Origin of the sequence: Polymorphobacter megasporae (genome assembly GCF_018982885.2) — a bacterium.
Taxonomy (GTDB): domain Bacteria; phylum Pseudomonadota; class Alphaproteobacteria; order Sphingomonadales; family Sphingomonadaceae; genus Polymorphobacter_B; species Polymorphobacter_B megasporae.
The window spans coordinates 42,213-55,686 of the sequence record NZ_CP081848.1; the positions used below are offsets into that span (position 1 = coordinate 42,213).

The 13,474-nt window shown below is 67.0% G+C and carries 15 protein-coding genes; 10 read left to right on the forward strand and 5 right to left on the reverse strand.

Annotated features, from left to right (window positions below; translation table 11 throughout):
• Positions 1–100: 100 nt before the first annotated feature.
• Positions 101–421, reverse strand: coding sequence for a hypothetical protein (locus KTC28_RS00210; protein ID WP_216709014.1), 321 nt, complete (start codon positions 419–421; stop codon positions 101–103).
• A 132-nt stretch (positions 422–553) separates the two neighbouring features.
• Here KTC28_RS00210 and rpoZ point away from each other — a divergent pair, with 132 nt between their 5' ends.
• Both rpoZ and KTC28_RS00220 read left to right on the forward strand, forming a co-directional pair.
• The gene (rpoZ, locus tag KTC28_RS00215) at positions 554–895 is read left to right on the forward strand and encodes a DNA-directed RNA polymerase subunit omega (RefSeq protein ID WP_216709013.1); all 342 of its coding nucleotides are present in this window, start codon (positions 554–556) and stop codon (positions 893–895) included.
• Positions 896–1,144: 249 nt separating this feature from the next.
• Positions 1,145–3,253 (forward strand): RelA/SpoT family protein, encoded by a 2,109-nt coding sequence (locus KTC28_RS00220; RefSeq protein WP_216709012.1) that lies wholly within the window; start codon positions 1,145–1,147, stop codon positions 3,251–3,253.
• Between the two features lie 41 nt (positions 3,254–3,294).
• Here the strand turns inward: KTC28_RS00220 and KTC28_RS00225 are convergent, their stop codons facing one another.
• A complete protein-coding gene (locus KTC28_RS00225; RefSeq protein ID WP_255602150.1) occupies positions 3,295–4,221 on the reverse strand; it encodes a CsgG/HfaB family protein in 927 nt (308 codons plus the stop codon).
• Between the two features lie 123 nt (positions 4,222–4,344).
• On the opposite strand from KTC28_RS00225, the gene pyrE reads away from it, so the two are divergent.
• Genes pyrE through KTC28_RS00260 form a run of 7 tightly spaced genes read left to right on the forward strand, consistent with a single transcriptional unit; the run spans position 4,345 to position 10,520 of the window.
• Complete coding sequence (gene pyrE, locus KTC28_RS00230) at positions 4,345–4,926, forward strand: orotate phosphoribosyltransferase (RefSeq protein WP_216709010.1); 582 nt, start codon at positions 4,345–4,347, stop codon at positions 4,924–4,926.
• Positions 4,923–6,011, forward strand: a complete 1,089-nt coding sequence (locus KTC28_RS00235; protein WP_216709009.1) for a serine hydrolase domain-containing protein — start codon at positions 4,923–4,925, stop codon at positions 6,009–6,011. Before pyrE ends, KTC28_RS00235 begins: the two co-directional genes overlap by 4 nt.
• Positions 6,008–6,754: a pyridoxine 5'-phosphate synthase gene (locus KTC28_RS00240; RefSeq protein WP_216709008.1), complete on the forward strand. Its 747-nt coding sequence runs from the start codon at positions 6,008–6,010 to the stop codon at positions 6,752–6,754. The genes KTC28_RS00235 and KTC28_RS00240 overlap by 4 nt, the downstream gene beginning before the upstream one ends.
• A complete protein-coding gene (acpS, locus tag KTC28_RS00245) occupies positions 6,748–7,152 on the forward strand; it encodes a holo-ACP synthase (protein ID WP_216709007.1) in 405 nt (134 codons plus the stop codon). Before KTC28_RS00240 ends, acpS begins: the two co-directional genes overlap by 7 nt.
• A complete protein-coding gene (gene lepB / locus KTC28_RS00250) occupies positions 7,149–8,024 on the forward strand; it encodes a signal peptidase I (RefSeq protein WP_216709006.1) in 876 nt (291 codons plus the stop codon). Before acpS ends, lepB begins: the two co-directional genes overlap by 4 nt.
• A gap of 34 nt (positions 8,025–8,058) precedes the next feature.
• On the forward strand, positions 8,059–9,108 hold the full coding sequence (locus tag KTC28_RS00255; RefSeq protein WP_216709005.1) for an AI-2E family transporter: 1,050 nt from the start codon (positions 8,059–8,061) through the stop codon (positions 9,106–9,108).
• Between the two features lie 29 nt (positions 9,109–9,137).
• Positions 9,138–10,520 (forward strand): carbohydrate porin, encoded by a 1,383-nt coding sequence (locus KTC28_RS00260; RefSeq protein ID WP_216709004.1) that lies wholly within the window; start codon positions 9,138–9,140, stop codon positions 10,518–10,520.
• A 165-nt stretch (positions 10,521–10,685) separates the two neighbouring features.
• Here the strand turns inward: KTC28_RS00260 and KTC28_RS00265 are convergent, their stop codons facing one another.
• Complete coding sequence (locus KTC28_RS00265; RefSeq protein WP_216709003.1) at positions 10,686–11,192, reverse strand: FKBP-type peptidyl-prolyl cis-trans isomerase; 507 nt, start codon at positions 11,190–11,192, stop codon at positions 10,686–10,688.
• A gap of 4 nt (positions 11,193–11,196) precedes the next feature.
• Positions 11,197–11,403: a 30S ribosomal protein S21 gene (rpsU, locus tag KTC28_RS00270; protein ID WP_004208618.1), complete on the reverse strand. Its 207-nt coding sequence runs from the start codon at positions 11,401–11,403 to the stop codon at positions 11,197–11,199.
• A gap of 176 nt (positions 11,404–11,579) precedes the next feature.
• On the opposite strand from rpsU, the gene KTC28_RS00275 reads away from it, so the two are divergent.
• Positions 11,580–12,236: a COQ9 family protein gene (locus KTC28_RS00275; protein ID WP_216709002.1), complete on the forward strand. Its 657-nt coding sequence runs from the start codon at positions 11,580–11,582 to the stop codon at positions 12,234–12,236.
• Positions 12,237–12,239: 3 nt separating this feature from the next.
• On the opposite strand, the gene KTC28_RS00280 is transcribed toward KTC28_RS00275, so the two are convergent.
• Positions 12,240–13,469 (reverse strand): M48 family metallopeptidase, encoded by a 1,230-nt coding sequence (locus KTC28_RS00280; RefSeq protein ID WP_216709001.1) that lies wholly within the window; start codon positions 13,467–13,469, stop codon positions 12,240–12,242.
• Positions 13,470–13,474: the final 5 nt, after the last annotated feature.

Genomic DNA, 13,474 nt, shown 5'->3' on the forward strand with positions numbered 1-13,474 from the left:
CGGCCACCGCTTCACCGGGCGTGCGGGGCCAATTGCGAAGCGGTTCAGTTAGGGGAAATGGGGGCTGCGGTCAAGGTCGGAGCCTCAACCGTCCGGGCGGTCAGGTCAGCTTGATGAAGCCGACGATGACGCCGGAAAAGGTCACGAGCATCCCAAACATCCAGATAAGGGTTTTGTTCTGATTGGTGGCGATATGTTCGCGGAGGACCGAGATGTCGACCTTGATCGATGACTTCACCTCGGCAATGTCGCCCTTGAGTTCGGCTTCGACTTTGCCGAGGTCAGATTTAGTAGCAAGATCTTCACGATATGTCGCAGCGGCGTCGGCAATCGCCTTGCTGATCGCACGTGCCCCGCTGTCGCCAATCCCCGCAGCTGCGATTGCTTCATACGTCGCGAGGGTGTCGATTGCGGTTGCCATGTCTCGCTATAGCCGATCGGTCACCCAGCGCGAAGGGCTGGATGCGCCCGCTACGGACGGTCCTTTCCTTGACCCCGAGCCCCCTCCCCTGCTAAGCGCCCGCGTTTACCGCATAACCTGAGAGTTTGCCCGATGGCGCGTGTCACAGTCGAAGATTGCGTCGACAAGATCCCCAACCGCTTCGAACTCGTGCTGATGGCGGGAACTCGCGCGCGGCAGATTTCGAGCGGTGCCGAGATCCTGCTCGACCGCGACCGCGACAAGAATCCCGTCGTCGCGCTCCGCGAGATCGCCGAGCAGAAGGTGGTGCCCGCCGTGCTGCAAGAGGCGCTGGTGTCGTCGATGCAGCGCGTCATCCAGGGCGAAGACGATGCCCCCGACGCGGTCGGCTCGCTGTCGGCATCGGCGGAGGCGCTGCGGCTCACTGCTGCCCAGCCGCCGCGTAACCAGAATTTGGGTCCGGATTACGAATAGCCCGCAGTAGGTTGGGCGCTCACGCATACTGCTTCCGTCACCCCAAGCGAGGGCTGTGGCCCATAGTTGTGCACGCTCCGAACTTCGCGTTGCGGGGATAGTTGGGCCCCGGCCTTCGCCGGGCTGACGATCTGGCAGCTTTCGCCGGGGTGCCGATGAACCCTGGGGATGAGACGCTCCCCTGCGGCGGGATGACAGCTTAGGGTTTCGCGGGTTGCGCCCTCGCCCCCTGCGCCCCACTATCCAACAATGTTGCGCCAGTACGAACTTGTCGATCGCGTCCTCGCGTACGATCCCGATGCCGACGAGGACTTGCTCAACCGCGCCTATGTCTTCTCGATCCAGGCGCACGGGTCGCAACTGCGCGCGAGCGGCGACCCGTATTTCAGCCACCCGATCGAAGTCGCGGGCATCCTGACCGAATTGAAGCTCGACGCCGAGACGATCGCCACCGGCATCCTCCATGACACGATCGAGGACACCGTCGCCACCACCGAGCAGATCGAGCGGCTGTTCGGCGCGAACGTCGCGCGGCTGGTCGACGGCGTCACCAAATTATCGAAGATCGAGGCGCAGACCGAAAATGAGCGCGCCGCCGAGAACCTCCGCAAGTTCCTGCTGGCGATGTCCGACGACATTCGCGTCCTGCTCGTCAAGCTCGCCGACCGGCTGCACAACATGCGGACGCTCCATTTCATCAAGTCCGAGGAAAAGCGCCGCCGGATCGCACGCGAGACGATGGACATCTACGCGCCGCTCGCCGAGCGTATCGGCCTGTACGGCTTCATGGACGAGCTCCAGGCGCTGAGCTTCAAGCATCTCGAGCCAGAGGGCTACGATTCGATCGTCAAGCGCCTCGAACTGTTACGGGCCGGCGGCGGCGACATGGTCGCGCGGATCACCAGCGGCATTAAACTGCTGCTCGGCCAGAGCGGGATCGAGGCCGACGTCCGCGGGCGCGAGAAACGCCCGTTCTCGATCTGGAAGAAGATGCAGGATCGCCGCATGGCGTTCGAGAACCTGCCCGATGTCATGGCCTTCCGCGTCGTCGTCCCCGACACCGCGGGCGCGTATCGCGCGCTCGGCATCATCCACCAGCGCTGGCCGGCGGTGCCGGGGCGGTTCAAGGACTTTATCTCGACGCCGAAGCGCAACGGCTATCGCTCGCTCCACACGACGGTGATGCACAGCGAGCGAGTGCGGATCGAGATCCAAATTCGGACCGCCGAGATGGACCGCGAGGCTGAATTCGGGCTGGCAGCGCATTGGGCGTACAAGCAGGGGGACGATGGCGCCCCTGCCCGCCACGCCTATCCGTGGCTGCGCGACCTGATCGAAATCCTCGACCAGGCGTCGACGCCCGAGGAACTGCTCGAGCACACCCGCCTCGCGATGTTCCAGGATCAGGTCTTCGCCTTCACGCCTAAGGGCGAGCTAATCCAGCTGCCGGCGGGGTCGTGCCCGGTCGATTTCGCCTATGCCGTTCATACCGATCTTGGCGACACCTGCGTCGGGTCGAAGGTCAACGGCCGCGTCGTGCCGCTGCGGACCCCGCTGGCGAACGGCGACCAGGTCGAAATCCTGCGGTCGAAGGCGCAGCATCCCGATCCGTTGTGGGAAGGCTTCGTCGTCTCGGTCAAGGCGCGCTCGGCGGTCCGGCGCTTCGTCCGCCAGCAGCAGCGCAGCCAGCAGCTCAAGATGGGGCGGACGCTATACGACGAGGTCGTCGCGCGGTTGAAGCTGCCGCTGTCCGACGACGCCGTCACCGCCGGGCTGGCGCGGCTCAAGCTCATCGATCGCAACGCGCTGTATTTGGCGCTGGCGCGGGCGACGGTCAGCGACACCGCGGTGCTCGAGGCAGTGCTGCCGGGGTCAACCGCCAATCTCAAGACGAAGAAACGCGGCAAGGCGGGACCGCGCGCGCCGATTTCGATCCGCGGACTGACTCCCGGCGTGGCGTTCCAACTCGCCGATTGCTGCCACCCGATCCCCGGCGATCGCATTGTCGGCGTCGCCTGCCCCGGGACCGGCATCGAAGTCCACGGCATCGATTGCGCCAACCTCGCCGATCCCGGTGAAGGCGAATGGCTCGACCTCCACTGGGGCGAGGAGACCGAAAGTGCGGTCGCCCGGCTGTTCGCGGTCGTCCACAACCAGCCCGGTAGCCTCGCCGCGCTGACCGCGATTCTCGCGCATCACGGCGCGAACATCGTCAACCTGACGTTGAAGGAGCGCGACCGTGCGTTCCACGGCTTCGTCGTCGATATCGAGGTCGACGACCTCGCGCATTTGACCAACATCATCGCGGCGTTGCGCGCGACGCAGGCGGTGGTCAGCGTCGAGCGGGTCAAGGCGTAGAACCCCTCTCCCATTCTAGGAGAGGGGCGTCAGCCGGTGGTTTACCGCGCGACCTCGATCGCAGCCTCGGCGACCCAGCCCTTGGTGCCGAGTTCGTCCTCGACCTCCCAGAAGCCGTCCTGCTTGGTCCCGGTCGGATAGAGCAGCGCCCCCGGATCGAGCGACTTCAGTACCTTCGACTTGAGCGATGCCGCCGCGTACATCCGGCCGGGCCGCTTCATAGCGACCGCCTTAGCTGCCTGCTGCTGGCTGGCGAACTGCCCGAGCTGGCCGCCGAGTTCGCCGCTCATCTTGGTGTAGGCGTCGAGATAGGCGAGCGCGATGACCTGCCCGATCTCGGTATTGTCGTACCCCGACGCACCGCCCGCCGCGAGCCCGCCGCCGCCAAAGATGCCACCCGCTCCGCCCCAGCCGAGATCGGTCTTCTTCGACTGACCCTCGGCGACGAATTCCTCCGACGACTTGTTGTTGACGATGTTGAGGACGACGTTCGCCGAGCGCTTCTTGACGTTGATCCCGCCGATCAGCCCGCCGACCGACCCGCCGAGCATACCGCCGATCAGGCCGCCGACGTTGAGGCCACCTTTGTTGCCATTGCCGGTGACGATGTCGGGAATGACGGTGAAGTCGGCTTCGACCATCTGGCCCTTGCCGATCGTCCCGCCGCGCCGCATCTCGCCGCCGGCATTGAGCGCGCGCTCGCGCTCCATCGCCGCCATGCCGGCCTGGCTGCGGTTAACCAGCCGGAAGCAGTGCGACTTCTGGATGTAGACGCGAATCAAAGCCTCGGGGGAGCCGAGGCCGAGCCCGCCCCACCATTTCGTCTCGGGCTCCGACACCGCGATCGTGCCGAGCGGCTTGGCGCAGACCGGCAGTTCGTTGGTCGCCCGGGCGCGCGTCGCCTCCGCGGTCTCGCTATGCGTCGACTTGATCTGAGCAAGCGCCGGAGATGCCAGCGCGACGATCAACGCCCCCGCCACCGCGCGCGGCTACCGTCGAAACCATGTGTATTTCCCCCTTTAACCCCGCGTCGGCATAGCGCAATCAAGCACCGCTTTCCACAACCTATCGACCGGTGTTAGCAGCAGGGCATGACCGACGCCGATATCATCGCCGAATTCCGCGCCGCGGAGGCGCTTCTTGAGGGGCATTTCATCCTGTCGTCGGGGTTGCGCTCGGCGCGCTATCTCCAGTGCGCGCGGGTGCTGATGGACCCAGCGCGAGCGGCGCGGCTGTGCGCCGCGCTCGTCGTCAAGCTGCCGACGGCGGTGCGCGAAAGCGTCACTGCGGTGGTGTCGCCGGCGATGGGCGGGGTGATCGTCGGATATGAGATCGCGCGCCAGCTCGGCGTCGCCTCGATGTTCGTCGAGCGGCCGACGGGGACGTTCGAACTGCGCCGCGGCTTCGCGCTGACGCCGGGAGAAAAGGTGCTGATGGTCGAGGACGTCGTGACGACCGGGCTGAGCTCGCGCGAGGCGATTGTCGCCATCACCGCGGCCGGGGGCGAGGTCGTCCACGCCGCGTGCCTTGTCGACCGCAGCGACGGGGCCGCCGATGTCGGCGTGCCGCTGACCGCGTTGCTCGGGCTCGCGGTGCCGAGCTATGCCGCCGATGCGCTGCCCCCCGAACTCGCCGCGATCCCGGCGGTCAAGCCGGGCAGCCGCGCGGCATGAGGCTGCTCCTTCTCGCCGCGCTCGTCGCCAGCGGCGCCGGAGCCAAGCCGCCGATTCCCGTCCCGCCCGGCGATGCGCTGCTCGACCGCTGCGCCGCGATCGAGTCGGTCGCAGGCGCGCTCAAGATCAGCGGGCAATATCTGCTCAGCGACACCGTCGACGACTGCGGCAACCTCCTCGGACCGCAGGAATACCGCACGTCCGAGACCCCGTGGCGCTGGGCGTCGGTGACCAAGCAGATCGTCGCGGTCGCGGTGCTGCAGCAGGTCGAGCGCGGCAAGCTCGCCCTCGACACGCCGATCGCGGCGTATGTCCCGGAGCTCAAGGTCGCCAATGCCGACCGGATCACGCTGCGAATGCTGCTCCAGCACACCAGCGGGCTCCCGAATGTCGAGGACGGCCCGGCCGATCCGCGCAAGGAAACGCTCGTCCAGTACCGCTACGACGCCCCCGCGCCGCCGCCGGGGATCAGCCCGATTTGCCTCGGCAAGGCAAAGGCCGAGCCCGGCGTGCGCTTCGACTATAATAATTGCGACACCGAAGTCGTCGGCGCGGTGCTCGAAGCCGTCACGGGGATGCCGCTCGCCAAGCTGCTCGACGCCGAGATTTTGGCCAAGGCTGGAATGACCGCGACAGTCCTCGTCGTACCCGGAGAGAAGCTGTCGGGACGCGTCGGCTATTTCCCCGACGGACGCGACGACGCATTCATCGACGTCGGCCGCTTCGGCGCGGCGGGGGCAGTCCGCGGGCCGCCGCGTGACCTTGCTAAATTCGATCGCGCGCTGATGACCGGCCAGCTCCTCAAGCCCGACAGCCGCGCCGAAATGCAGCGCGGCAATCCCAAGCTTGGTTACGCCGCGCTCGGCGTCTGGTCGTACACCGTCCCGCTCAAGGGCTGCACGACACCGCAAAAGCTCGTCGAGCGGCGCGGCGAGATCGGCGGCGTCCAGGTCCGCAATATCATCGCCCCCGAAAGGAACCTCGCTCTGATCGTCTTCACCGACCGCCCGTTCGACTTTGGCGAACCGTGGCAGGGCAAGGGCGGAACGTACGATTTGCTGTCAGCCGCGTTGTGCCCGGCATGACCGCTCGCGTCCGCCTCGGCGTCAATATCGACCATGTCGCGACCATCCGCAACGCGCGCGGCGGGCCGCACCCCGACCCGGTGCGGGCCGCGCAGCTCGCGGTCGCGGCGGGGGCGGATGGGATCACCGCGCACCTGCGCGAGGACCGGCGGCACATCTCCGACGACGATATCGTCCGCCTCGTCGCAGCGTTGACCGTCCCGCTCAACCTCGAGATGGCGGCGACCGCCGAGATGCTTCAGATCGCGCTCGCGCACGGCCCGCATGCGGTCTGCATCGTCCCCGAAAAGCGCGCCGAGCGGACCACCGAGGGCGGGCTCGACGTCCTCGGCAACCAGGCTGGCCTCCGCGCCTTCGTCGACCGGCTGACCGCGCGCGGCTCGCGCGTCAGCCTGTTCGTCGAGCCCGATCCCGACCAGATCGAAGCATCGGCGGCGATCGGCGCGGCGGTCGTCGAATTGCACACCGGGCGCTACTGCCACCTGACCGGCGACGACCAGACCGCCGAACTCGCGCGGCTGGCGAAGGCGGCGGCGTTGGCGACCGCGCGCGGACTCGAGGTCCACGCCGGCCACGGCCTGACCTTCGCCAACGTCGGCCCGGTCGCGGCGATCCCGCAAGTCGCCGAACTCAACATCGGCCACTTCCTGATTGGCGAGGCGGTGTTCGTCGGGCTCGACTTCGCGATACGCGAGATGCGGACGGCGATCGACGATGCCCGGCACCCCTCTCCTGCATGCTAGTCCTCGGTCTCGGCAACGACCTGACCAACATCGACCGAATCGCGGCGTCGATCGAGCGCTTCGGCGACCGCTTCATCAACCGCATCTTCACCCCCGTCGAAATCGCCAAGGCCGACCGCCGCCCGATGACCCGCGCGGGCACCTTTGCCAAGCGCTGGGCGGCGAAGGAGGCGTGCGCCAAGGCGCTCGGCACCGGCATTCGCGGCGGCGTGTTCTTCACCAACATGGGGGTCGTCAACCTGCCGAGCGGCGCACCGACTCTGGTGCTTACCGGGGGGGCGGCAGAAAGGCTGGCCAAATTGACCCCGGCGGGGCATAGCGCGGAAATTCATCTGACGATCACCGACGATCATCCCTGGGCACAGGCGATCGTCCTGATCACCGCGAGGCCCGAATGAGCGAGACCCAAGTGACCGGCATCGGGACGGCGACCCAGCCGAAAAAGAAGGTCGATTGGGCGAGTGAAATCCGCCAGCTGATCGTTCTCGCCATCGCCGTGCTCGCGGTCCACAGCCTCATCGCTAAGCCGTTCTTCATCCCGTCGGAATCGATGCTGCCGACGTTGCTGACCGGCGACCGGCTGATCGTTTCGAAATACCCCTATGGCTATTCGTATCTGTCGCCATCGCTGCCGATCCTGCCCGAAATGAAGGGCCGCCTGTTCGGCCGTTATCCCGAGCGCGGCGACATCGCCATCGTCAAGTCGCCGCGCGATCACGACGACTGGATCAAGCGCGTCATCGGCCTGCCCGGCGACACCGTGCAGATGAGGAATGGCGTGTTGTGGCTAAACGGCGTCGCGGTGCCCAAGGTGGCAGAGACCCCCGCCGACATCCGCGAATCCGCGAACACGACGTGTTCCGCGCCGCAGGTGATCCAGTACCGCTTCACCCGCCCCGACGGCGTCACGATCTGCCGCTACCCGCGTTTCCGCGAGACGCTGCCGAGCGGGCGCAGCTACGACGTCCTCGACCTCGGCGACACGCCGCAGGACAATACGCCGGCGATGATCGTTCCCGAGGGACATCTGTTCCTGATGGGCGACAACCGCGACAACAGCGAGGACAGCCGCTTTTCGAACCTCGTCGGCGGGCTCGACATGCTCCCGATCGAAAATCTCGTCGGGCGTGCCGAGTTCCTGACCTTCTCGCTCGACGGTTCGACGACACTCAATCCGCTGACATGGTTCGGCGCGTTCCGCCCCGGCCGCGCCTTTGTCTCGCTCCACCCGAAGGCCGGCCCGGTTCCCGCCGCGGCTCCCGCTCCGTGAGCGGCGGGATGAGGGGCCGAGTGAGTTTGGCCATATGAGCGAAGACACCCAGGTTCCGCCGAGCCCGATCGAGCTGTCCGACCGCGGCCGCAGCGCACTGCGCGATGCCGCCATCTGGCTCGGCGTCGCCAGCGCGCTGTTCCTCGCGTGGCACCTCGCCTCGTCGCTGCTGTTGATCCTCGCCGGCTTCGTTTTCGCCGCCGGGCTGCAGGGCGGCGAGCACCTGCTTGGCCGCGTGATGCCGGGTCCTCGCGGGCTCCGTTTGGCGATCGTCGTCCTGGTCTTCGTCGCGGCCCTGTTCGGCTTCCTCTATTTTGCCGGCACCCAGCTCGCCGCGCAGTTTTCCGAGCTGCAGACGACGCTGATGCGCCAGAGCGACCGCCTGTCGACGCTCGCCAGCGAGTACGGCCTGAGCAGCGGCACCGGCGGCGATCCGATCGCGCAGCTGAAGGCACAGATAGGCGGCTCGATGGGGCGGATCATGACCTTCATCGGCGGCGCCGCGGGGGCGCTCGGCAGCCTAGTCCTGATCGTTACCTTTGGCATCTTCATCGCCATCGACCCGCGGCTGTACGAGCGTGGGGTCGAATGGCTCACCCCCGAAGCCAAGCGTCCGCAACTGCGGACGACGGTCGAGGCGATGGGCAAGATGTTGCGCCGCTGGGTTGCCGGACGGCTCGCACTCATGCTGTTCGAAGGCACGCTGATCTTTCTCGGCCTCTCGGTTGTCGGCGCGCCGCTGCCGTTGCTGCTCGGACTTGTCGCGGGCCTGTTCGCATTCATCCCGAACCTCGGCGCGATCGCGTCGGGGATCTTGATCGTGACGATCGGCTTTTCGGCAGGAACGACGATCGGACTGGAGACCGTCGGCGTGTATCTCGTCGTCCAGGTGGCCGACAATTTCATCAACCCGCTGATCGAGAAGCGCGCGGTCGACCTTGCCCCCGCCGTCGTCCTCGGCGCGCAGCTGTTGTTCGGCGTCCTGTTCGGCATCCTCGGCGTGACGCTCGCCGACCCGATCATCGCGCTGATCAAGGTCGCCCTCGCCCAACGTCCAGTTGCCCCGGCGGAGCCCACGCGGTAGGTCGCCCCCGGGTCGCCAGGGGATCATCGATGCGCTTAACGACTGCCACTTTGCTGGCGGCGCTGGCCCTTGTGCCGGGCGTTGCGAACGCGCAGGCCGCTGGCTCCGGGACCGCTCCGACGACCGAGCCGGGTGCCGCCGACAAGCCCGCCGACGTCACCGCCGACGCCGTGCCCGAACGCTTCGCGGTCCATGCCCAGTCGACCGTCGTCGGCCAGTACAACACCCCGTTCCGCTCGCCATACGAAGGGCCGAACAGCCTGTCGGGCGGCGGCCAGTTCCGCGAGACCTTCGACCTGACGGGCTACGTCGGCGCGAGCCCGTGGCATGGCGCCGAGGTCTGGGCGAATGGCGAGGTCGACCAGGGCTTCGGGCTGCGCAACACGCTCGGTGCGGCGGGCTTTCCCTCGGCCGAGGCGTACAAGGTCGGTAAGGGAACGCCGTATTTCCGGCTGCAGCGCGCGTTCGTCCGCCAGACGATCGACCTTGGCGGCGAAGCGGCGGCGACCGCGCCCGACCTCAACGTTCTCGGCGCAACACACACGGCGAACCGGCTGACGCTGACGATCGGCAAGTTCAGCGTCGCCGACGTCTTCGACCAGAATAAATACGCCCACGACCCGCGCGGCGACTTCCTCAACTGGACCACGGTCGACCTCGGCACGTTCGATTACGCCGCCGACGCGTGGGGCTATACCTATGGCGGGACGGCGGAACTCGCGGTCGGTAACTGGACCGAGCGCGCCGGGCTGTTTAACCTGTCGAAGATCCCGAACAGTGTCGATCTCGAGACCAACTTTCGCCAATTTCAGGTGATCGGTGAGATCGAGCGGCGGGTGACGATCGGCGGCCATCCGGGCGCAATCCGCCTCAACGGCTGGCTGAGCCACGGCAACTTTGCCAGCCTCGCCGACGCCATCGCTTACGGCGCAGCACACGGCACCGCCCCCGATCCGGTCCCGGTCCGCAAATTCCGCGACCGCACCGGCATCGGCATCAATGTCGAGCAGGAAGTCAGCGACGCCGTCGGCGTGTTCCTCCGCGCCGGGCTCGGTGACGGCAGCAGCGAGGCGGTCGAGTTCACCGACATCGACCGCAGCGTCTCGGGCGGTGTGTCGATCAAGGGCTCGGGCTGGGGGCGCGACCACGACCGGGTCGGCGTTGCGCTGATCGCGAACGACATTTCAGCCGAGCGGCGGCGGTATCTCGCGGCCGGGGGACTCGGGATTTTGATCGGTGACGGGAGGCTGGTGAATGCCGGGCCGGAATTGATCGGCGAGACCTATTACGACCTCGCTGCGATCGGTCCGCTGCACTTTACGGCAGACGGGCAGTTGATCGTCAATCCGGCGTATAATCGCGACCGCGGACCGGTGCCGGTGTTTGCGATGCGGGCTCACGCGCAGTTTTGAGAGCGGCGGCGGACAAAGAAAGACAGTAAGGGCGTCGCGGCGAAGCCGCGCAGGTCGTCCGACGAGTTCGGCTGCGGTTGCAGCCGCCTCGCCGGCCGGTCTTGCGCGAGTCCGCGCGCTGCTAACGAACGCGAAGCTGCGTTCGCTTCGCTGCACGTGGCCGCGCTACGACTTCCCCTGCACGCCCAGCAGTTCGATCCGGAACAACAGCACCGCGTTCGGGGGAATAACCCCGCCAGCACCCTGTGCGCCGTAGCCGAGCTCGGGCGGGATCGTGAAGTTGTAGACCGACCCGACCTTCATCAGCTGGACGCCTTCGGTCCAGCCGGGGATGACGCGATTCAGCGGAAACACTGCCGGCTGGCCGCGCGCGATCGACGAGTCGAACACGGTGCCGTCGAGTAATTTGCCCTCGTAATGGACCGCGACGGTATCGGCGGCGGTCGGGGTCGGGCCGGTGCCCTCGGTTACGATTTCGTACTGGAGGCCGGATGCAGTGGTCTTCACGCCGGGTTTTCCCTTGTGTGCGCTGAGATAGGCGAGGTCGGCGGGACGCGCCGAATCGACCGCGCGCTGCGTCCCCGCCCAGACGAGGACGGCGACGACAAGCGCGAGAACGAGGGCGAAGCCGACCCACTTGCCGGCACCAGTGCCGGCAGCGGTCGCGGTCATTGTCTTACCGGACGCCGTCACGCTCGGCGCGCTTGCGCTCGAGCTTGCGGGCGCGACGGACGGCGGCGGCCTTTTCACGGGCGCGCTTTTCCGACGGCTTTTCGTAGTGGCGACGCAGCTTCATCTCGCGGTAGACGCCTTCGCGCTGCAGCTTCTTCTTGAGCGCGCGCAGCGCCTGGTCGACATTATTGTCGCGAACGATGATCTGCAAAGCCGGTCTCTCCATTCACGCCACAGACCTCAGCATGGCCCGGACTTGTCATAGGTTAGGGTTCGCCAGCGGACAGCCCACCGACGCGAGGCAGTGCGCTTAGCAGAAGCGCCGCCGCCGGACAAGCGCGTACGGGCCGCATCGCCTTTCGCCGTACCACGCGGTATCACGGTGCCATGACCGACGAAATCGCGCGCCCCGATGAAACCCTCGACGAGACCCGCCCGCGGCTGATCGCGGCGATGATTCCGCACGTCGCCTTCGACGGCTGGACCGCCGCGAGCGTCGCCGCCGCCGCCGCCGACGCTGGGATCGACCCCGACGTCGCGCACCTCGTCTTTCCGCGCGGCGCGGCGCAGATGGTCGACGCCTACACCGCGTATGCCAATACGCGGATGACCGCCGCGCTGACCGGCATCGGTAACATGAAGGTCCGCGAGCGCATCGCCTTCGCCGTCCGCACCCGCTTCGAACAGGCCGAGGGCGAGCGCGAGACGGTCCGCCGCGCTGTCGCGATCTTCGCGCTTCATCCTGCCCTCAGCGCGAAGTCGACGTGGCGCACCGCCGACGCGATCTGGCATGCGTGCGGCGACACCGCGACAGACTTCAACCATTATTCGAAGCGCGCGATTCTCGGCGGCGTCTATGCTGCGACATTGATGTATTGGCTCGGCGACGAGAGCGACAGCCGCGCCGACACCTGGGGCTTCCTCGACCGCCGCATCGCCGGGATCATGAGCTTCGAAAAGACCAGGGCGCGGTTGACGTCTGGGAGCGGCAATCGCCCGAGCATCGCCCAGATCCTCGGACGGCTGCGCTACCCGGCAGTCTAGCGCCTACTGCACCCCCGGCTCGCCGAGGTGCGCTGCCTTCCACTCCATCGACATGTGAATCCGCGTCCGCCCCGACGGGTGGTCGAAGAACACCGCCTCCTCGAACGGAGTCGGCTCGAGCTTGCGATATTCCCCAAGCCGGAGCGCCATCCGGGCGAAGCCGTCGGGCGCGCGTGACGCATTGATCCCGAAATAATCCGCCTGCGATTCGTGGAAACGCGTTAGCGAATTGGTGACCGGGGTCAGGACGAGGAAGAACAATGTCAGCACGACGACCGCGACTGCGACCGCCGCGGGGTCGGTGATCCCCCGCACGCCCCAGCCGGGATTACGCGCGATCAGCCACGGCACCACCGCCTGAACGGTGGCGAAGCCGGCAACGATGAGGACCGCGAAGCCGACCATCAGCGAAATCGAATGGTTGAGGACATAGTGCCCGGTCTCGTGCCCCATCACCGACAATGTCCCGGCATCGTCGTGGAGGTTCAGCAGATTGTCGTTGAGCGCGACCCGCGTCGTCGGGCCGAAGCCGGCGACGTTTGCCGAGACCCGTTTCGTCTGCCGCGACGCATCGACGACGAGCACCTGCGTCACCGGCACGCCGTTGCCCTGCGCGAGCTTGAGGATCGACGTCCGCAACGGTGAGTCGGCCATCGGCGTGTATTTGTTGAACAGCGGCAGGATCAGGACCGGCGCGAGGGTCAGCAGGAATGCCATCACGACGAGCGAAAATCCGCCCGCGTACAGCCACCAGCGTCGCGGCGACCACCGCACCCCGGCCATGATTGCCATGACCACGAGCGCGGTGACCGGCACGCTGATTGCGAAACTCTTCGCCTGGTCACCGAACCACTCGACGAAATTCTGGTTCGACATGCCATACTGATGCTCGCGGGCGAAGTCGGTGTAGATCGTCCACGGCAGCGTCGCCAGCGACGTCGCGGCGAGGAAGACAAGCGCCCAGACCAATGTCGCCAGCCAGCGCCGTCCGCCGGTGACGGTGCTGCTCCACCCCGACAGCCGCGCCGCCCAGCCGAGTCGAAGGAACGCCCACGCCACCCCTGCCCCGACGACCGCATTCCACAGGACCAGCCAGTAACCGCCCTCGAAATACGCGTCGGACCGCGCCCGCGCCGCGCCGTTGAAGGTCGCGAGATAGGCGCGGGTAGCGGCGTCGGCGTCAAATGCCGGAGTGCCGACGGCGACGGCATCCAGAGCAGCGGCGATCAGCATGCGTA

Bases quoted from the DNA above. Each gene is read 5' to 3' on its own strand.
- KTC28_RS00210 (WP_216709014.1), bottom strand. From the start codon at position 421: ATGGCAACCGCAATCGACACCCTCGCGACGTATGAAGCAATCGCAGCT.
- lepB (WP_216709006.1), top strand. From the start codon at position 7,149: ATGAGCGAGACCCAAGTGACCGGCATCGGGACGGCGACCCAGCCGAAA.
- KTC28_RS00255 (WP_216709005.1), top strand. From the start codon at position 8,059: ATGAGCGAAGACACCCAGGTTCCGCCGAGCCCGATCGAGCTGTCCGAC.
- KTC28_RS00220 (WP_216709012.1), top strand. From the start codon at position 1,145: ATGTTGCGCCAGTACGAACTTGTCGATCGCGTCCTCGCGTACGATCCC.
- KTC28_RS00240 (WP_216709008.1), top strand. From the start codon at position 6,008: ATGACCGCTCGCGTCCGCCTCGGCGTCAATATCGACCATGTCGCGACC.
- pyrE (WP_216709010.1), top strand. From the start codon at position 4,345: ATGACCGACGCCGATATCATCGCCGAATTCCGCGCCGCGGAGGCGCTT.
- KTC28_RS00235 (WP_216709009.1), top strand. From the start codon at position 4,923: ATGAGGCTGCTCCTTCTCGCCGCGCTCGTCGCCAGCGGCGCCGGAGCC.
- rpoZ (WP_216709013.1), top strand. From the start codon at position 554: ATGGCGCGTGTCACAGTCGAAGATTGCGTCGACAAGATCCCCAACCGC.
- KTC28_RS00275 (WP_216709002.1), top strand. From the start codon at position 11,580: ATGACCGACGAAATCGCGCGCCCCGATGAAACCCTCGACGAGACCCGC.
- KTC28_RS00260 (WP_216709004.1), top strand. From the start codon at position 9,138: ATGCGCTTAACGACTGCCACTTTGCTGGCGGCGCTGGCCCTTGTGCCG.
- KTC28_RS00265 (WP_216709003.1), bottom strand. From the start codon at position 11,192: ATGACCGCGACCGCTGCCGGCACTGGTGCCGGCAAGTGGGTCGGCTTC.
- acpS (WP_216709007.1), top strand. From the start codon at position 6,748: ATGCTAGTCCTCGGTCTCGGCAACGACCTGACCAACATCGACCGAATC.
- KTC28_RS00280 (WP_216709001.1), bottom strand. From the start codon at position 13,469: ATGCTGATCGCCGCTGCTCTGGATGCCGTCGCCGTCGGCACTCCGGCA.